The sequence below is a fragment of the Bdellovibrio reynosensis genome, assembly GCF_022814725.1.
Lineage (GTDB): Bacteria > Bdellovibrionota > Bdellovibrionia > Bdellovibrionales > Bdellovibrionaceae > Bdellovibrio > Bdellovibrio reynosensis.
Genome location: NZ_CP093442.1, coordinates 148,707 through 166,492 on the forward strand (window position 1 = coordinate 148,707; position 17,786 = coordinate 166,492).

A 17,786-nucleotide genomic window follows, 5' to 3' on the forward strand; every position below is an offset into this window, starting at 1 on the left:
TTTAATTTTTAGCTTAGTGTCGGTGAGCTAGGAGTGATTCCCGCATTCGCTGATACAGCAGCTAAGCTTGAAGAACCTTTGTGATAAATAGTTCTTGTTGGGTACGCTAGCTCCACATTCATCGTTGCAGCGACCGTAAGGATTTCTAAGAAGATCGCTTGTTGGATATCTAGCTCTTCTTTACCGGTTGCTACCGTTAAATGGAACTGCACCAAAACATCTAACGATGAAGCATTAAAGTTATTAAAGTTCACAGTCACTGTTTCAGGATTCACTTTTGGATGCTGGCTGATCATGTATCTGATGTGATCAATGAATTGTTCCATCAACTGTGGTGGAGTTTCATAGGTCACACCCAAAACCTGGCGAATACGGCGGGCAGGGCGCAGTCCCATGTTGTCGATGGTTTCTTTTGCCATCATCGCATTTGGAATTGTGATAACAGAATTATAGAAAGTACGAACGCGAGTAGATCTAAAACCGATCTCTTCAACGGTTCCTTCCATATCTTTGATCTTTACCCAGTCGCCGACTTTAAATGGATTATCAGATAAGATCGTGATTGAACCAAAAAGATTGGCAGCCGTGTCTTGCGCGGCTAAGGCCAAAGCTAAACCGCCCAGTCCAAGACCGGCAAGTAACGACATCACGTTTAAGCCGAAGCTTTGTAAAACAAGTAAGATACCTAAAACAACAATCAGAACTTTTAAGCTCTTAGAAGCAAATGGGACCAGCTGATCATCATAGGTACTTGCAGTTTTCGCAGCGATTTGTTTAAAGACTTGGGTAATACCATCCACTGCGAAATATAATAAGATGATGACGTTAACAGCTAAAAAGCCTTGCAGCGCGCGTGAAGTATAAACCTCAAACTTCCCCTTAAGTTCAATCGCATCGCCAACCACAAACAGCAATAAGATAACGATGATCCACGCCAAAGGACGCTCGATTGGTTGCTGCATGAAATGCGCAGTAAAGCTTGTTGGGTATTTTCTTGTGAACGGATTGTGCTCTTTAAATTTTCTAATAACGAACTGAATAATAGGACGAAGAATTAACGCCGCGATGATAGCGATGAATAAAGCTCCCCATTTCCAGTTGGGCATTACTAACACTTGAGCTTTTAAAACATCGGCCACTTCTTTCGTGAACCAGTTTGAATGCTCAAATAAAAACTTTTCCATTGATTCAGACTCCACAAAAAATCCTTCTTACATCAGTTGCAGATTTTGTCCGCTATAAAGCATGATCAAAATCACCAGGCCCACAGCGATTCGGTAAAATCCAAAACCGCGAAATCCGTAGCGAGTCACTATACCGATAAAAAATTTGATCGCAAGCATCGCTACCAAGAACGAAACAACGATGCCGACAAGTAGGACTCCTAATTGTTCAGTATCAATTGTCTTATAGATCTTTAGCACTTTGTATCCAGAGGCTGCGGCCATGGTTGGAACGGCTAAGAAAAAGCTAAACTCTGCTGCCTCTTTTTTATTCATGCCAAGCGTCAGTCCGCCCATGATTGTGGCCCCTGATCTGGACACACCGGGGATCATCGCTAAGCACTGAAAGAAACCTAATTTTAGCGAGTCTATATAAGACAGGTCCGAAGTTTTTCTGCCTGATGAAGTTAGATGTGCAAAAACTTTGTCGGACCAAACTAAAACGATGCCGCCAAGAATTAATGACCAGGCAACGATGGCAACACTTCCTAAAAGTTGGTCGACGATGTCTTTTACCATAAAGCCAATCACAGCAGTTGGCAGAAAGGCGACGAATAGTTTTTTATAGAAACCCCATTCGGGCAGAAACCGTTTCCAGTACAAAACCAAAACAGAAAGGATGGCGCCGAATTGAATAATCACCTCAAATGCTTTAGTGAAGGCGCTGTCTTCAATCCCCATCATGGAGCTTGCAATCACCATGTGACCTGTGGAGGAGATCGGTAGAAACTCAGTAATGCCTTCGACAATTCCCAGGATGATCGCGTGCAGATAACTCATGTTGAATCCTTCTTCGGTGTTGAATATCAGAGAAAATGTTGGCGCTTCATTCTTGAAAGAATAAGGCGTGGGTTCAATATTCGATGGAATGTGTCAAAAAATTTAAGATTTATTTAAGATTTTCCTACTCTTTGTGGTCCAAACCTGATTTGATTTTTTTCACCACGGAGGGGGTTAATATGAAACGTGCATTATTATTAGGTGCATTGTTGTTCGGTTCGCAGGCATTCGCTGGCGAATTTTTGGTGAAATACCAGGACACACGCGCACTCAACATGCTGACATCTACGAAAACTTCTAGCGTTGCAATGTTCCAAGCAATGGACCACAACGAAACTGCAAGTTTAGTAAAAGTGAACATCAATAAAGAACACGAAGCACACGCTTTGGCTTCTTTACTTTCTCAACCAGGCGTTGAGTACGTTGTTCCAAACTTTAAAATCAGAGCATTCACTGCTCCAGTAGACGCTGCTGCATTAAAAGAGCAATGGGCTATTTCAAAAGTTCAAGCTGAGAAAGCTTGGCAACGTGCTGGTAACAAAGGGAACCGCAACGTTATCGTAGCTGTTATCGACACGGGCGTTGACTATCGCCATCCAGCTTTGGCTCCAAACATGATCGCTGGTTATGACTTTAAAGAAAACGATGCTGATCCAATGGATAAAACTGGTTTCCAAAACCCAGGTCACGGTACTCACTGTGCTGGTGCGGTGGGTGCGACTGGTTTGATCGACGGTGGTATTGTGGGTCTTGCTCCTGAAGTTTCTATGATGCCTCTTCGCTTCTTGGGTGAAGATGGTTCTGGTGACCTTAACAACGCGATTAAAGCAATCGACTTCGCAGTTGAAAAAGGTGCACAAATCATTTCTGCTTCTTGGGGTGCTGCGGTTCCTCGTTCACAAGCAGCTCCATTGTTAGAGGCAATCAAACGTGCTGATGACAAAGGTGTTATCTTCATCGCAGCTGCTGCGAATGATGGTAAAAACAACGATAAAACTGAAATGTATCCAGCAAACAACGGATTCCCGAACTCAATCACGGTTGCAGCTTCTGGTTCTTCTGATGCAAAACCATCTTGGTCTAACTACGGTACTGCAACAGTTCACGTAGCGGCTCCGGGTGAAAACATCATGTCGACTTTGCCAAACAATAAGTACGGAAATCTTTCTGGTACTTCTATGGCGACCCCGCTTGTGTCTGGTCTAGTAGCTTTGATGAAAGCTCAAGATCCTTCACTAACTGGTGCGCAAGTTCGTGCGATCCTACAAACGACAGGTGCTAAAGTTTCTATCGAAACAGCATGTAACTGCCGCGTAGACGCTTTCGGTGCAGTTGATACAGTTATGTCTAAGAAAATGGTTGTAGTTCCTGCAGCTGCGACTGTTAAACCTAACGACACGATCGCGTTCTCAGTACTTAACGGTAAAGCTCCATTCAAATATGCTAGCAGCAACGCTTCTGTTGGTTCAGTTTCTGACAACGGAACTTTCACTGCAGCTTCAAATGGTGCTACTACAATCACAGTCACAGACGCTGCTGGAAACACAGCTTCTACATTGAACATCAACGTAGGCGCAGTTTCTTCTAACCCAGGAAACCCACCAGACGACGGTGGCGGTTTGCCAACTCCAGGTGAGCCTGGCGAATGTCCACTTGGCGATCCGTCAATCTGCCAAATCATCTGCCAAATCAAACCTGACCTTCCATTCTGCCAACAGTAAGATGGAACTAAGAAAAGGCTCCGCAAGGAGCCTTTTTTATTTTGGATACCTTGTTCTTTTCAGCGTTTCCCGCGCAGCACTTTTAGAAATAACCAGAAGCCGTCGGAAAGCACATATTTCTGTTTCACTCTGAGACACTCGAACATTACGAAGTCCGAAATTTTGTAAACTAAACCTACAGTATTCCGATAAGAAAGTGTGCGGAACATCTCAGCTATTTTCATTTATGTTCTGGTGTTAGCTGGCTGTACCTTTCAAGGTAGCGTTCTTGATATGAACGCCTTAACACCACCAGTGCTTACCAACGATCAGGGTGAGCGGTTGGATTCGTTTATCATCAATACCTCTTCAGACTTAGATAAAGTTTCTGTACGCGGGGAGTGTTATCAGGACGATCGTGATGTTGCGGTTTCCTTTGTGCCTGAAAATTCAACTGCTGCACAAGCTGAGACTAAAACTTTTAATGCTAAGTGCGTCGATCAAAAGTTCAGCTTAGAACTTGATACGCAAACTTGGAGTGATACCACTTACAAAATCGTTTTATCAGTGACTTCGGAAGCGGGTATTTCTTCAAGTACCGAAGCTTCGGTTTTAAAAGACATTGTGCCGCCTGTTCTAACTTTCACCGGAAGTATTCCTGCAGAAGTTGGTAACGATGCGGTTTCAAGTATCGCTCTTATGGGTACCTGTGAAATTGCCGATGGTGATGTTGAGATTTTGGCTGGCACAGCCGTGCTAGCAACCTGGCCTTGTCAAACTAATGGCACTTTCACTGGGAATGTTTCCGGCACAGGTTTAATTGATGGCGCAAATAGTTTTACTGCAAGACAAACGGATCTTGCTTTAAACGTCGGAACGACGGCGAGTGCTTCGTTTAATAAAGACGTTATTGCTCCGCTTTTACTTTCAAGCCTTGGATCTTTAGGAAGTGCTTTAAGCAATGATGATTCTGCTAGATCTGTGACGATCACTTTACCTACGGATGGTGGAACTCAGTATCGTTATGTCGTAGTGAAAGATACGGACTGTTCTGCTCAGTATGCAGCATTAATGGCTTCGACTCCGGTTACGGGTACGGCGAACATTCCTTTAACTTTTAGTGGTGATGGGACTTATCGTATTTGCGTACTTGCGGGGGATCAGGCGGGTAACTGGCCTTCAGCTGCTGGAATCTTTGAAAGTACTGCGGTCGTCATTGATAAAACAAATCCTGCGCTGACTATTACTTCACCGATTGCCAGTGCCAAGGTTCACTCAACTTTTAATTTAACTGGAACTTGTGAGGCGGGATTAACCGTTACGGCAAGTGGTGATTTCACACCGACTCCTTCTTCGCAAAGTTGTACCGTGGGTGGGACCTATTCCCTGGCGCTTACTTTATCTAACGGTGATGGCGCTAAGAATATTTCAGTTACCTCAACAGATAATGCTAACAATACGTCATCGATTGCTTCGCACTCAGTTTTCAAAGACACAGCGATTGTTCCACCAAGTGTAACCATGACGACTTCAGCTACCATGAATACGCCGCTTGCTAAATTCACTATGGGAAGTTGCACGGATCACACGATGATTTTAATGAAAGAAGTGAACTCAGCTCCAGCATTAGGTGATAGTGGTTGGGTTCCTTGCAGTACGGTGGCTGAAAATTATGTTTATGATCTTTCTGTGACCGATCAACAGGGTCTTCGTAACATTCGTTTTTACGCGCGCGATGAAGCGGGAAACGTTTCAACGGCGACAGTGCATACAATTACTTATGATAGTCAAGCTCCGATCATTACGATTGATCCAGTTCCAACACTTGCTAAAGATGGCTCTTATCCTTTTGTGGTCAGAGTAACTGAAACAACCGTAGCTTCAACCGCAACCTTAACGTTGCAGTATTCAACGGATGGTACGACTTGGAATTTTGCTGCTAGCAGAACTTTGGGTGTTTCAGGTCCAATGAATAATAAATCTTTCTCGGTATCTTGGACTCCGACAAATCTTTACACTGGGCTTCGCGTTCGTGGGATGTTGACGGATGCTTTGGGTATGACGGGTTACGGTCAATCGAATGCCTTTAACGTCGTGGCAGATACGACAGCACCCACGATCACAGCTAATGAATTTAAAATCAATGGCGCGCTAGATCCGGATGATACGGTTCGTTCTTATGTGACCGTAAGTTTACAAGCTAATGATGCGCATACGGCGGTGACGGAGTTCTGTTTAAAAACTTCAAACTCTGCACCCGCTGGAAATGATGCATGTTGGGTGTCCGTGAAAGCACCAAAACCAGGACTTGATGAGCTTGCGACATTAAACTTAGTTGATTTTGACTATTACCTCGGAACTGATTTTGGCGTTTATAATGTTTATGCATGGGTGAAAGACGTTGCCGGAAATATCAGTGTTAACTCTGCCACTTTGAAAAAAGATTTTAATACGGTTGAATATATTAATGACCCGGCTCCAGTGGTTTCAAATTTTTTAACTGTGAATTCGACGACACCTAATAGTCCGCCGATCAATGCGGATATGAACTTTGTCAATAACGCCGCTGTTTACATTAAATGGAAGGCCTCTGATAACGGGTCGATTTCAAAAGTGGCTCTTTATACTTCGGTTGATGGTAGTAATTATACTTTGATCACGGATGCTCTTTCTAATGGTTCTTCTAACGGTGCTAGTTGCAGCTACGCAGCCCCTTACACGGGTTGTTTTGTTTGGAATTCAACTTATCCAAATGACAGCTTCTTTAAACTGCAATTACGTGTGACTGATGACGTGGGGCAGACTTCACAATTAACAAGTCCGCCGCTAAATAGTGGTAGCTTAAATCTTTTAGCGGGTAATCAAGATCCTGGGCATAACGGAAATGCTAAGCAGACTGTGTTTAATACGCTTGTTGGTACTGATACAGCGCCGGGAACTTTGCTTGTGACCACAGACGGGAAGGTTTTCTTTAATGATACTTCTTATGGAATCATCTATATCGATCCAAGAACTAATAACTCGAAAGTTCTTTTGCGTTTAGCAAAAGAAGGCGAAGAATCTTACGGTGATGGCATTCCGGTAGAGCAAGCTCGCGCGAAAGAAATCTTGCGCACGACCTTAGATTATCAAAATCGAATCCTTGTCTACGATCGCTATATGATTCGTAGGATTGACACCTCTGTTGAACCAATGACTATTGAAACAATCATTGGCGCGGACCCAAGTGGAAACTTAGGAACGAACACCGCTGATACGGTGGCCGATCCGCGGGACGTAAAAATAAACCTTTATGATACTTCTACTCCGGTTGATGAATGGTGGTACGTTAAAAAGCGTGCGATTTTCCAAGCGCATCCTAATGGTGATATCTACTTTGTTTCTGATAATCCAAATAAAGGTAAAGATAATGGCGGACGGATTAGAGTTTATAAAGGATCGCTAGCAGTCCCACGGGTAGAAGCTTTTAGATTTTCAGGTGTCGGAGTGAAAAATCAGCCAGCTTGGGATCTAAATACCAATGATTATACGTTCTTTAGTTTGCGCTATGACCCAGAAACCAGTGTGATTTCTAAGGCGTATGTGCAAGCGTGGCATTTTTTTCCAGGCAACTCTTATGGCCCTATGACCGAGCTTGATCCCACAACTTGGGTTGCAAACGGTGTCCATCCAGATCACCCTTTCGCAAATGGTTCGATGGTTTATTATGATGTGCAATCAATGGACGGCCGGGTTTATCGCGCTAATCGCTATACTGAAAATAGACTTTCTAGGTTAAATGATGATGGTACTTGGACTTCGGTTTTAGGAACGGGTGCTGCTGGGGAATGCGCTGATGGTACGGCGGCGACGTCTTGCGCGGTTTCCTTAGATGATGCCTTTATTGATCGTTATGGGCGCATATACTTTTCTACTCGCGGGATTATTAAGACTGTTGTTAATGGAAATGTTTATACTTTATTTGGTCAGCGCAAAGATGCGGGTGATGGAGGCGCTGCCTCTGATATGCGCTTATCGCTGGTCTTCTTCCTTGATCACGGAGCTGGCGACAATATCGTCTTACTTGACCATCAAGAAAATAAAATGCGCGAGATCGTACCGGGTGCGGCCTCTGAAGTCCGCTTAGTTGCTGGTACTGGCAGAAATGAAAGTGTGAATACGGGGATCGCGGCTAATGCTCAGTCTATTCCGTTTGGCTCATGGAATGGCGCCAATGCCTTTGCGACTAATCCTGCAAACGGGGACGTTTACATGAGTTGTGATTTGGCCGGCACAACTAACATTCGTATTTGTAAATTAAATCGCGCCACTGGGTTGTGGGAAGTAATAGTACCTGGAACAGGAACTACTTTAACTTCGTCGCAAACTGCAATTCCTATCGCTGATTTACTTTTAAATGGTTATGCTCCAGCGATCTTTGGTTACCAAGGTGGAAATCTATTGATGAATCACCATCACTGGAACGGCACTGCTCACCATAGTGCGAACTTACGGGTTATTACTCCGACAACGGCCGAATATATTGCCGGCGCAGCTGCGCTTGATGATAACAGTGATTCATGTCCTGATGGAGTCGCAACAAGCTGTAACATCGGTTTGCATGGTGTTTATTATAATGCTTCACCTACGTACTTTGGCTCGTTATCAGGATGGTTATTTAATCCATACCGTGATCTAGCTTCAGGTCATGCCGGGGACTTGCACGTTGCCTTTGGTGGTAACGTTAAAAAAATGCTTTCATTACCTTCTAAGCCAGTTTCCTATGCTTATGACAACGGACACATCTATGTTTGTACGAGCGGTAAACTTTATGATGTGGCGATCACGAATCCTTCTGATTTAACTTCAACAACGAACTGGCCACTTGTTCAAAACACTCATTATACAATCACCCAAATGCCGATGCCGGCTTCCAACATCGTGTGCGAAGGCCGTCGCATCTTAGTGAAACCTGCCTCCGGTCCAAAACCAAAACGTTTAGTCATGGTCGCAAGACAAAACGGCTTGCCAGCCATCATCGAATACTTCCTTCCTTAAAGGTGCCTGCTTAAAATTTTGGTCCCCACCGCGTCAAACTAAGTTTGCAAAATTATGTTTATTTTTCTTCCGTTTGAGTAATTTTAGGAAGACTGAGTATAATGATGTGCGAGGTGACCCATGTCTTATTATTCTCAGATGTTCACGCACGTTAAAACAGATCGAAGCGATGGCATCTTGTGGCTGACTCTTGCAAACCAAGAACAAAGTAATGCGATTTCAACAGAAATGATTGATTCGCTGACGAACTTACTAAGACACGCTGATTTTGATCCCGACGTGAAAGTCATCGTCATCACTGGCGAGGGAGCTACGTTCTGCGCAGGTGGCGATATTAAAGCCATGGAAAATAAAACAGGCATGTTCGCGGGACAAAGCAACGAACTGCGTATGCGCTACATGCATGGTATTCAACAGATTCCTAAAGCGATTGAAGACCTTTCTAAACCCATCATCGCCATGGTGAATGGGGCTGCGATTGGTGCTGGTTGTGATCTAGCAATGATGTGCGATATTCGAATCGGTTGCTCTAAAGCGAAGTTTGGCGAAACGTTTGTGAAGTTAGGACTTGTTCCTGGCGATGGCGGCACATTCTTCTTACAAAGAGTCGTTGGCTATTCAAAAGCCATGCAGATGTCGTTAACTGGCGACATTATCGCAGGGGAAGAGGCTTACAAGTGGGGTCTACTAAACTACTACGTAGCTGAAGACCAGTTATTAAATGAAACTAAAAAGCTGGCAGAGAAAATCTCTCACAACGCTCCAGTGGCAGTGCAAATGACAAAGAAAGCGATGAAGATCGCGTATCTTAGTGATCTCAACACAGTTTTAGATTTGTCAGCGGCCTATCAGGGTATAACGCAAAGAACAGAAGATCACTTCAAAGCTCTAGAAGGAATGAAGAACAAAACTACCCCAGAATTCACTGGTAAGTAAAAAGGCGCCTGCTTGTTCTAACGGTGACGCCGTTTAAAAAAGCAGGCTTCATAATACTACTTCGCTAGCAATTTATCGATTCCGGCTTGCGCGCATTGATCATCTAAAGGTCCACCTGGTGCGCCACCAACGCCGATCGCTCCTACGACAACATTGTTAATTCTAATTGGAATACCCCCACCCAAAAGTAAGAAGCCATCGATCTGTCCAAGGTTTTGCGCGGTTGGATTAGTTTGCGAAGTCGCTAACATCGCGCTTGTTGGTTGTCTTGCTGAAGCAGAAGTGTAGGCTTTACGGCGAGAAGCATCCAGTGTGTGGGGGCCAGCACCGTCTGCGCGCAGAGTGACTTTTGTATCACCCGAAGCATCAACGACTGTCGCGGCTACTGAATAACCTTTCGATGCGCAGTTTTCTACTGCGGCTTGAGCAGCGATCAAGGCACCTGCCATAGTGATGTTGGTTTCAGTGGTGGTAATGGCTTGGGCGGAACAGGCGAATAAAGAAGAGACTAGTAACGTGATTGATTTTTTCAAATGGGTCCTCCGGGTTTAAGAGAACTCCATCGTATTTTTATATTCCAAGGGAACAAGAGGTATTTCGCTGTATTAAATCACAAGCTTGGCGGGGGTTATTCACAGTAAAGGGCGAACTCTAGTGATAACTTTTCATCTTGATAAACAAAAACGTCGTTTTTGTCCTTACTGTTAAGCATCTGGTGTCGACGAGTTATTCCTTGTCTGCATTCGGAAATTTTAGAAAAAATCATTTTTTCTTTTTTGCAGCTATAAGAACGGCGCTCAACTTCATGTTCATCTGTCTCAGCATCAAGGCGGCAGTGAAGCTCTGCAAATGAAAATAGCTTAGGAGTTTCTAAAATTTCAATGACTTCAATGGTGTTCTTTTTGTTGTCTTTAATTTGCAGTTTCCACGTTAAAGGGAATGCTTGAGCATTTGTGGTCAACGCGAGCAAAAAAGCTATAATAGATAATTTCATAAACACCTCAGAAGACTGAAGTTAAATACTTTAGAACTCGCTTTGTAAACTAATTTGTATTTTATTCTACTGGAAGATTTGCACCGGCCGACTTTGTTAAGAAATCTTTAGCGCTGCGCTAGTTTTTCTAATTCTTCGGCTCTGGAAATAAGGTTGGCTTTAAGGTTTTCTAATTGGTTTTTACTTATTGTTGGCCATAGGGATTCACTCAGGAAATTTTGGAAAGCTTTTTTATGGAGCTGTAAAGATTCAGTGAAGGATGGAAGTCTTGGGGCTTCATAGTCCAGATAAAGAGTTCTGACGTAGACCTTTAGTTTTTCTTTATCTGTTTTTACTTCTAGAAACTGCTTAACAATGTGCTCTTTATTTTCGGTTTCTAGTTTTACCGGATACGGGTTTTGTTTTAAGAACGCTTGTATTCGGTCTTTTTGATCTTGGGATAAGCCACCGATCCAGAACTCAAGGGATCTTCGGTAGCGTTTAAAAGCTTTTTCATTTTGTTCTTCAACGTCACTGCGGTCTTTGATTTCTTCTTTCATGGTTTTTTCGAAGTAATCAAATTGTTCTGGCTTGAAGGTTGCCACAGTTTTAACAGCCGTGTTAGCAAAGTAGCTTGTTAACTTTTTAAAGTGCACGTGGAATTCCGTAAAGTGAGTCGCGATAAGTTCTGACTCGATTTTGCCTTTGCTTACTTCTGATTCGATTCTTCTTAAGGTCTTTGCGACTTCTGGTAGGAATTCTTTTTTTAAAGCGTCAATGTCCTGGCGCAGATCTTTTTTTAAATCTTCTTTTTGCTGGCTTGTAAGATCAAAATACTCATCAGTCTTTGAAACGGCCAGGGTGTCAGCAAATGACATCATCACAGAAGATCTGCTGCAGGCTGTGGTCGCTAGTAATAAAAAACTAAGGACGAGGATTTTCATCTTGTTTAAGTTTTAAAACGGCTCGGCGGATGAGGATACCCTCAATGACAAGATACAGAATAAAACTGACGGTTAAGCCCACGCCTTTAAGCAAAGCCCAATCCCGTGAACTCCATTTGAAAGCAGCCCAGATCGCAAGTCCTGTGTGAATGGCAAAAAAGAAGCCTGAACGGATGGTCATGCCTTTCATGCGCGCCTTAATAAAGTCAGGCAGTTGGGCGCCTTGCATTTCTGCGAGTGTGCTTAATAACGGCTTACCGATGACAACTGACCCCCACAGGATAACAGCGAAAATTCCTTCCATGATGGCAGGCTGCAATTTAAACCAAATGCCTTCTGAAGAAATGAGTGAAACGGCTCCTAAACCTAAAAGCATTCCATTACCAAACCACGTTAGCTTTTGAACTTTTCTGTATTTGATAAGTTCGTAAATGATTTCACCAGCACCAAAGATCATCCCGGCGATTAAACCCGCCATGATCCCGTAATATTCTTCAATCACCGTGAAGGCGATGACTGGTAAAAGGCCCGCAAAGAATAAACTTGCGGCCTGGGCTTTAGGATTTGCTTCTTTAATTTTCATTAGTTCGTATCCATGAAATCAACGGGCTTTCCTTGGCTAGGCATAACCACTTGATCATTTTCCATCACAACTTTTCCACCAACGATCGTGTGTGTTGGCCAGCCTGTCACTTGCATACCATCAAACGGAGTCCATCCGCAGCGGCTAGCGATCCAATCATTCGTGATAGTTTTTTGTTTTTTCATATCAACGATCGTGACATCGGCGTCAAAACCTTGGCGAAGGGCACCTTTATTCTTGATACCAAAAACTCGCGCCGTGTTCATCGTCACCATTTCAACAAAACGCTCTAGTGGCAATTTCCCGTTATTGACGTGATTTAGCATGATCGGCACTAGTGTTTGCACGCCCGGTACGCCGGAAGGACTTGAAGGATAAGGTTTGTTTTTTTCTTCTTTAGTATGCGGAGCATGATCTGAACCAATCACATCCACCGTGCCATCAAGCACTGCTTGCCATATGCGATCCATATGATGCTTTTCACGGATTGGCGGATTTTGCTGAGCATAGGTGCCAAGTTTGTCATAACAATCTGGCGCAAACAAAGTTAAGTGCTGCGGAAGCACCTCGACGGTCGCGATGTCTTTAGCGTCTTTAAGCATGTCCATTTCATCACCAGTTGAAACATGCAAGACATGGATCTTTCTTCCAGTCTTACGCGCTAATCGCAACAAACGACGGGTAGAGTTCACAGCTGTTTCTGTATCACGCCAAACATGGTGAAAATGTGGATCGGCTTTTTCTGTCGCGATATGTTTGCGCTCGCGCAAGCGCATTTCATCTTCAGAGTGAAAAATCACGCGACGATGACCTTGCATTAAGATTTTTTCTAAAGTGTCGTCATCTTCAACTAACAAAGTGCCGGTTGAAGAGCCCATAAAAATTTTTACCCCAGAACAGTGGGGGAGGAGTTCAAGCTCCGCAATCTTATCGACATTGTCATGGGCGCCACCCATAAAAAAAGCATAGTTACTGTGGCAACGGTTTTTAGCGCGATTTAATTTATCTTCAAAAGCTTCTTTGGTCGTCGTTGAAGGGTTGGTGTTCGGCATTTCAAAGACCGTGGTGACGCCACCAAGTACGGCGGCTCTGGTGCCAGTTTCAAGGTCCTCTTTATGTTCTAGCCCTGGTTCGCGAAAGTGAACTTGGCTATCGATGACCCCGGGAAAGACATGAAGGCCTTTAGCATCGATGGTTTTTAAAGCTTTCTCTGAAATTGAATCCGCGATCATCTCAATGCGGCCACCAGAAATTGCTATATCGGCCTTTGCTTGAATAAGGCGCGCTTCTGTCGGATGGGGAAGCAAACAAGTTCCATTTTTGATGATTAAGTCATACGTTCGTTCGGACATCACAGCACCTCTTAAAGAAACTTCTTGGCAGCGACTTTATCACTGGGACCAACCAAAGGTCCAGCGTTGACGGAGCCTTTGGGATAGAGGACAATTTGAATTGTGACAATTGAAAAATTCCTCTCCTTCTGGAGTCAGCACAATACCGTGATCATCGAAAGCCTTGTGGGTTTGGTGATTTTTCTTTCCTTGGTTTTAGCCTACCGCAGCTTCTTTGGTAAAAAAGGCGACGCCAGTCACTCTTCTGAAGCGGGAAGTAATTTAGATACCGCGCAATTAGAAAAAACTTTGCAGAAAATCTTAGATAACCAATCTTCAGGCACGGCTGTTAAATCACGCCCAGCAGATGATTTGGGAATGGACGTGGATTTAGGCCTTGATACTCCGACGGAAAGTGCTTCGTCACTTTCCGGTGAGGCTGGGGTTGAAGTAGAGCAAATGAAGATCTCTTTAGCGGATAGCCAAAAAAGAATCGAAGCTTTACAAGCTCAACTTAAAGACGCTCAAGGTAGAGCGCAAGAAGCGATGCTTGCAGCACAATCGACGACGGCGGCAGCAGCTGCCGCGGGAAGTGCTGATGCGGGTCAAAGTGCCGAGCTTGCGGCAAAAGTGAAAGACCTTGAAGCGCGTTTATCTGAATACGAAATCATTTCTGAAGATATCGCCGACCTTTCAAGATTCCGCGAAGAAAATGAAGAACTGCGTAAGCAGCTTGAAGGTTTGCAAAAAGGTTTGGGCGCAAGTTACGTGGCTCCAGTTGAAGAAGCAGCGCCGGCGGCAGCACCTGCTGCGGTTGAACCAGCTCCAGAACCTGTGGCAGCCGAACCTGCTCCGGAAGCTCCGGCTGCGATCACTGAAGCTGAAGTGGCAATGGAACCCGTTATTGAATCAGCAAGTGAACCAGCACCAGCTACTGATGCTGGCAGCGAATTGATTGATGATGAACTGATGAAAGAATTCGCAGCTGCGGTTGAGGGGCAGAAAAAAGATGCCTTAGACAGTGCTGCCGCAAAAGCCGGTGAGGGTTCTGAAAAACCTAAAGAGTCGGCTGATGAATCTGAAAAACTAATGAATGAGTTTGAAAACTTCGTAGCTAAAAAGAGTTAATCCATGAAGAATTCGTTGTTCGTTTCAGCAGTCGTAGTTATGGGTCTTACTTCAAGTGTTAGTGTGAACGTGTTAGCTGCCCCAGCTAAACCTTCATCTAGTACTTTAAGTTCCGCGCTTGAGGTGTTGAAATTACCAACGGAAAACCGTCGCATGGTTCTTTCTAATGGTGGTGAGAAGTTTTATCAGAACTTTATCTCTGTTGCCTTTAATGAATCGCAACCGATGAGTGTAAGATGGCGCGCTTTAATGGCGGCAGCTGAAGTTCATGGGGATCGTTCGACTCCGGATCTATTAAAAGCTGGGAAACATAATCAGTGGTACATGCGTAACGCAGCTCTTGTTGCCTTAACTGAAGTAAACCCAAGCCAGGGTGAAAAGCTGGCGCAAAGCTTATTAAAAGATAAAGCCTTGGTGGTTCGTTCAGCAGCGGTGGAGGCTTTAGCTAAAAGCACAACGCCAGCTGTTCGTGATCTTTTATGGGATGAGTTAAATCAAAAGTACAATTTTAAAGGTGATCACAGTCTTTGGATCCGTCATCAGATCGTAGAGACTTTGGCGAAAAAACCTTTAAACCATGAGGCTAAGATCTTCGCCGGTCTTCTATCTGATAAAGACCAACGCCTTCATATGCCAGCAGTTGCGGGTTTAGAAAAACTAACTGGGGTGAAGCTTGGTGGGGATTCTACTAAGTCAGCAGCCTTAGTTGGTATGTGGAAAGACTACGTTAAAAAAGAAAAGATTGAGCTTTAAGAGCCAATCATGAAGACCTTCCTAGCCATCTTCACTTGCGCTGAAAATAGCAAAAATCATCAAGCTTGGATGAAGTTAGATTCCCAGGCTCAAAAAGATTCCATGCAAACGGGGGCTGCCGCCCTTGAAGCATGGGCTTTAAAGTATCAAAGCCAGATCGTTTATGAAGGCAGCGCCCTTGGTGAGTTAACTAAAAGAACCGACATTAATGGCGTTCACGATATCCCAAGTCAGATGGGAAAGTTCCTGGTGGTGAAGGCGGCTTCCCATGAGGAAGCCGCTAAGATGTTCATGGATCATCCGCATTTTAAGTATTTCCCGGGCGATGCGGTTGAAGTCATAGAGTGTACCAACCGAACTACTTAATCAGCTTTTGCAGTTCTTCTTTGATGGATTCAGGAATCGGCACTGACTTATTTGTTTTATAGTCAAAGTGCACCATAAAAGCCTTGCCTCTACCGATAACAACTTTATCTTGAATAGCCTCTTGAACGATCACAAAAGATGAATTGCCAACTTTTTCAATGTTCGTCGTAACCGTGACTTCCTTTTGGTAATAACCTTGCGCTAAAAAATCAAACTCAGTGCGCGCGATAATTAAGTTCCACTTTTTGGGATCTAAATCAGGAACAAAGAATCTAAAGATAAACCTTCTCGCTTCTTCAAACCAAGTTGCGTAGGCGGCATTATTGATATGCCCTAAAGCATCGGTATCGTGAAATCTTGGCAGTAAAGTATAAATATTAGAACTCATAGGTAGAACCCTTCTAAACTTTGCGCGAAAAAAAAGCCGCTGATTTAAGCGGCTTTTTCTAAATTATAGTTGTTGTTCAGTTTGTCCGTTTTCAGTCTCACCATTTTCAGGTGTTGTAGACTCTTCTTCATCATCTGAACCATCTTCATCCGGCGGAAGTTCTGGCTTCGTCGCAGTTTTTGCTGGATCTTGAATCGCTGAAGGGGTTTTTGCTAAAGCAGCATTGCAAGAAGGCTTGGCTCTAAAGAAGTGCTTCCACATCTCATCGCCTGGTTTTCCTTTGATCTCTGGATCTTGCAGTTCGGAACCCATGTAAGATGGGGCTTTAGAAAATTCAGAAAGTTTTTTTAGACGCGGGATTTTACGTTCCCCATCGCATTCACCTTGGGAAGCTTTGCCGCCTTCAGCGATAAAGCTATAGGCTTTCGGTGGAGTTTTTCTTTTAGCAGTTGCCTGTGATGTGAAAAGGTGGACCATCATGACACTTGCAACGATCAATAAAACTTTAAAATTTTTGTTCATAAGAAAATGCTATCCTGAAACTAGTTATTTGTCTTTTGTGATTTATTATATTTCGCAATCGCTTCTTTGCAAGTTTTCATAATGCGTTCATGTTGTTCGGGGCTTGCCATTGCTTCTTTGATAGACCATTTTTCGATGGCTGACAGGTTCACCATTTGTCGTTCGCAAATTTCACGGGCCTGATCAAGTCCTTGAGCATCCTTCGTGGAAATATAGTGCAGCAGTCGATCCATAACTGACTGAGTTGGACTTAATATACGAATTTTTCCGCCGTCAATTTCATGTTCGTCGAAGTGTTCGTAGCGAATCGGAGCGCCGCCTAAATTGACGGGGCCAGTTGGAAACTCCACGACTATTTTTGTATTTGGATGGGTAAGATGTTTATGAGTTGATTTTGCCTTCACGAAACCAATCTGTGCCATGACTTCAAGAATTTTTTGGTGATTTGCTGGACTGATAAAATCCAAATCATTTGATTCATAAAAATTTTTGTCAGTATAAATAGTTACTACTGAGCCACCAGATAGGACCGAAATAATTCCATTAGCTTTAAGATGTTGAGATACGATAACAGCTAATTTTGAGATAGATGTATTTTCATTAATCTCTTCTTGAACGCTCATAGGCTCCTCCTAGTTTTTTCCCGCGACTGCGCGGTCTTTTGCGAACAAGATAGAAATCTGGATTTTGTTCTTTGGACATGTTTGTTTCGATGTATTTTTCAAGAAGGGCGCGGAGTTCATTTTTTATTGAGCATCGGGGATTGAAAAAATAAATGCGCAGGTTTCCCATTTCTCTACTTGCAAGAATTCCCGCATCCTCAAGTTTCACGAGTTGTTGATATAGTTGAGTTTTTGATACACCAAAAGTTTTCGCCATATCACTGACAGCAGCTTCCTCGTAGCGAGTTAAAAAGAGCAGTGCAGAGGTAGCGGTTTGATTTCCAAATAACTTATCTAACATCATATGAAACTCCTCTATTCCATAGTATCAGTATCGGTATTAAAACGATATCGATTAATATTAAATTACTGTTGATTGATATTAATTTAATATTAATCGATAGTAAATTAATGTCGATCAAGTGGTAAATACTTGAAATAACTTAAATAAACAAATTAA

At 43.5% G+C, this 17,786-nt stretch carries 17 protein-coding genes; 6 read left to right on the top strand and 11 right to left on the bottom strand.

Annotated elements, in window-relative coordinates:
- Positions 1–8: 8 nt before the first annotated feature.
- Both MNR06_RS00705 and MNR06_RS00710 read right to left on the bottom strand, forming a co-directional pair.
- Positions 9–1,184: a mechanosensitive ion channel family protein gene (locus MNR06_RS00705; RefSeq protein ID WP_243537912.1), complete on the bottom strand. Its 1,176-nt coding sequence runs from the start codon at positions 1,182–1,184 to the stop codon at positions 9–11.
- A gap of 27 nt (positions 1,185–1,211) precedes the next feature.
- Positions 1,212–2,003 (bottom strand): undecaprenyl-diphosphate phosphatase, encoded by a 792-nt coding sequence (locus tag MNR06_RS00710; RefSeq protein ID WP_243537913.1) that lies wholly within the window; start codon positions 2,001–2,003, stop codon positions 1,212–1,214.
- A gap of 179 nt (positions 2,004–2,182) precedes the next feature.
- On the opposite strand from MNR06_RS00710, the gene MNR06_RS00715 reads away from it, so the two are divergent.
- The 3 genes from MNR06_RS00715 to MNR06_RS00725 all read left to right on the top strand — a co-directional run bounded on the left by MNR06_RS00715 (position 2,183) and on the right by MNR06_RS00725 (position 9,676).
- Positions 2,183–3,724, top strand: coding sequence for a S8 family serine peptidase (locus MNR06_RS00715; protein ID WP_243537914.1), 1,542 nt, complete (start codon positions 2,183–2,185; stop codon positions 3,722–3,724).
- A gap of 198 nt (positions 3,725–3,922) precedes the next feature.
- Positions 3,923–8,740 (top strand): hemagglutinin, encoded by a 4,818-nt coding sequence (locus MNR06_RS00720; RefSeq protein ID WP_243537915.1) that lies wholly within the window; start codon positions 3,923–3,925, stop codon positions 8,738–8,740.
- A gap of 120 nt (positions 8,741–8,860) precedes the next feature.
- A complete protein-coding gene (locus tag MNR06_RS00725) occupies positions 8,861–9,676 on the top strand; it encodes an enoyl-CoA hydratase-related protein (protein WP_243537916.1) in 816 nt (271 codons plus the stop codon).
- A gap of 56 nt (positions 9,677–9,732) precedes the next feature.
- Here MNR06_RS00725 and MNR06_RS00730 read toward each other — a convergent pair whose 3' ends face one another.
- The 5 genes from MNR06_RS00730 to MNR06_RS00750 form a co-directional block, all read right to left on the bottom strand.
- A complete protein-coding gene (locus MNR06_RS00730) occupies positions 9,733–10,209 on the bottom strand; it encodes a GlcG/HbpS family heme-binding protein (protein ID WP_243537917.1) in 477 nt (158 codons plus the stop codon).
- A gap of 95 nt (positions 10,210–10,304) precedes the next feature.
- Positions 10,305–10,670, bottom strand: coding sequence for a hypothetical protein (locus tag MNR06_RS00735; RefSeq protein WP_243537918.1), 366 nt, complete (start codon positions 10,668–10,670; stop codon positions 10,305–10,307).
- 107 nt (positions 10,671–10,777) lie between these two features.
- Positions 10,778–11,593: a DUF6279 family lipoprotein gene (locus tag MNR06_RS00740; protein ID WP_243537919.1), complete on the bottom strand. Its 816-nt coding sequence runs from the start codon at positions 11,591–11,593 to the stop codon at positions 10,778–10,780.
- A complete protein-coding gene (locus MNR06_RS00745; RefSeq protein ID WP_243537920.1) occupies positions 11,574–12,176 on the bottom strand; it encodes an inner membrane-spanning protein YciB in 603 nt (200 codons plus the stop codon). The genes MNR06_RS00740 and MNR06_RS00745 overlap by 20 nt, the downstream gene beginning before the upstream one ends.
- Positions 12,176–13,528, bottom strand: a complete 1,353-nt coding sequence (locus MNR06_RS00750) for a dihydroorotase (RefSeq protein WP_243537921.1) — start codon at positions 13,526–13,528, stop codon at positions 12,176–12,178. Before MNR06_RS00750 ends, MNR06_RS00745 begins: the two co-directional genes overlap by 1 nt.
- Positions 13,529–13,630: 102 nt before the next feature.
- Between MNR06_RS00750 and MNR06_RS00755 the strand changes: the two genes are divergently transcribed.
- Genes MNR06_RS00755 through MNR06_RS00765 form a run of 3 tightly spaced genes read left to right on the top strand, consistent with a single transcriptional unit; the run spans position 13,631 to position 15,754 of the window.
- Positions 13,631–14,635: a hypothetical protein gene (locus MNR06_RS00755; protein ID WP_243537922.1), complete on the top strand. Its 1,005-nt coding sequence runs from the start codon at positions 13,631–13,633 to the stop codon at positions 14,633–14,635.
- 3 nt (positions 14,636–14,638) lie between these two features.
- On the top strand, positions 14,639–15,388 hold the full coding sequence (locus MNR06_RS00760) for a HEAT repeat domain-containing protein (protein WP_243537923.1): 750 nt from the start codon (positions 14,639–14,641) through the stop codon (positions 15,386–15,388).
- A 9-nt stretch (positions 15,389–15,397) separates the two neighbouring features.
- A complete protein-coding gene (locus tag MNR06_RS00765; RefSeq protein WP_243537924.1) occupies positions 15,398–15,754 on the top strand; it encodes a hypothetical protein in 357 nt (118 codons plus the stop codon).
- Here MNR06_RS00765 and MNR06_RS00770 read toward each other — a convergent pair.
- The 4 genes from MNR06_RS00770 to MNR06_RS00785 form a co-directional block, all read right to left on the bottom strand.
- Positions 15,747–16,142 (bottom strand): acyl-CoA thioesterase, encoded by a 396-nt coding sequence (locus MNR06_RS00770; RefSeq protein WP_243537925.1) that lies wholly within the window; start codon positions 16,140–16,142, stop codon positions 15,747–15,749. The two genes, MNR06_RS00765 and MNR06_RS00770, sit on opposite strands and share 8 nt — an antisense overlap.
- A gap of 63 nt (positions 16,143–16,205) precedes the next feature.
- On the bottom strand, positions 16,206–16,664 hold the full coding sequence (locus MNR06_RS00775) for a hypothetical protein (RefSeq protein WP_243537926.1): 459 nt from the start codon (positions 16,662–16,664) through the stop codon (positions 16,206–16,208).
- A gap of 20 nt (positions 16,665–16,684) precedes the next feature.
- Positions 16,685–17,287: a nucleotidyltransferase family protein gene (locus tag MNR06_RS00780; protein WP_243537927.1), complete on the bottom strand. Its 603-nt coding sequence runs from the start codon at positions 17,285–17,287 to the stop codon at positions 16,685–16,687.
- On the bottom strand, positions 17,265–17,630 hold the full coding sequence (locus MNR06_RS00785) for a winged helix-turn-helix domain-containing protein (RefSeq protein ID WP_243537928.1): 366 nt from the start codon (positions 17,628–17,630) through the stop codon (positions 17,265–17,267). Before MNR06_RS00785 ends, MNR06_RS00780 begins: the two co-directional genes overlap by 23 nt.
- Positions 17,631–17,786 lie beyond the last annotated feature (156 nt).

Excerpts from the sequence above, each read along its gene's own strand:
- MNR06_RS00705 (WP_243537912.1), bottom strand. The coding sequence starts at position 1,184 with ATGGAAAAGTTTTTATTTGAGCATTCAAACTGGTTCACGAAAGAAGTG.
- MNR06_RS00710 (WP_243537913.1), bottom strand. The coding sequence starts at position 2,003 with ATGAGTTATCTGCACGCGATCATCCTGGGAATTGTCGAAGGCATTACT.
- MNR06_RS00715 (WP_243537914.1), top strand. The coding sequence starts at position 2,183 with ATGAAACGTGCATTATTATTAGGTGCATTGTTGTTCGGTTCGCAGGCA.
- MNR06_RS00725 (WP_243537916.1), top strand. The coding sequence starts at position 8,861 with ATGTCTTATTATTCTCAGATGTTCACGCACGTTAAAACAGATCGAAGC.
- MNR06_RS00735 (WP_243537918.1), bottom strand. The coding sequence starts at position 10,670 with ATGAAATTATCTATTATAGCTTTTTTGCTCGCGTTGACCACAAATGCT.
- MNR06_RS00740 (WP_243537919.1), bottom strand. The coding sequence starts at position 11,593 with ATGAAAATCCTCGTCCTTAGTTTTTTATTACTAGCGACCACAGCCTGC.
- MNR06_RS00745 (WP_243537920.1), bottom strand. The coding sequence starts at position 12,176 with ATGAAAATTAAAGAAGCAAATCCTAAAGCCCAGGCCGCAAGTTTATTC.
- MNR06_RS00750 (WP_243537921.1), bottom strand. The coding sequence starts at position 13,528 with ATGTCCGAACGAACGTATGACTTAATCATCAAAAATGGAACTTGTTTG.
- MNR06_RS00760 (WP_243537923.1), top strand. The coding sequence starts at position 14,639 with ATGAAGAATTCGTTGTTCGTTTCAGCAGTCGTAGTTATGGGTCTTACT.
- MNR06_RS00765 (WP_243537924.1), top strand. The coding sequence starts at position 15,398 with ATGAAGACCTTCCTAGCCATCTTCACTTGCGCTGAAAATAGCAAAAAT.
- MNR06_RS00770 (WP_243537925.1), bottom strand. The coding sequence starts at position 16,142 with ATGAGTTCTAATATTTATACTTTACTGCCAAGATTTCACGATACCGAT.
- MNR06_RS00775 (WP_243537926.1), bottom strand. The coding sequence starts at position 16,664 with ATGAACAAAAATTTTAAAGTTTTATTGATCGTTGCAAGTGTCATGATG.
- MNR06_RS00780 (WP_243537927.1), bottom strand. The coding sequence starts at position 17,287 with ATGAGCGTTCAAGAAGAGATTAATGAAAATACATCTATCTCAAAATTA.
- MNR06_RS00785 (WP_243537928.1), bottom strand. The coding sequence starts at position 17,630 with ATGATGTTAGATAAGTTATTTGGAAATCAAACCGCTACCTCTGCACTG.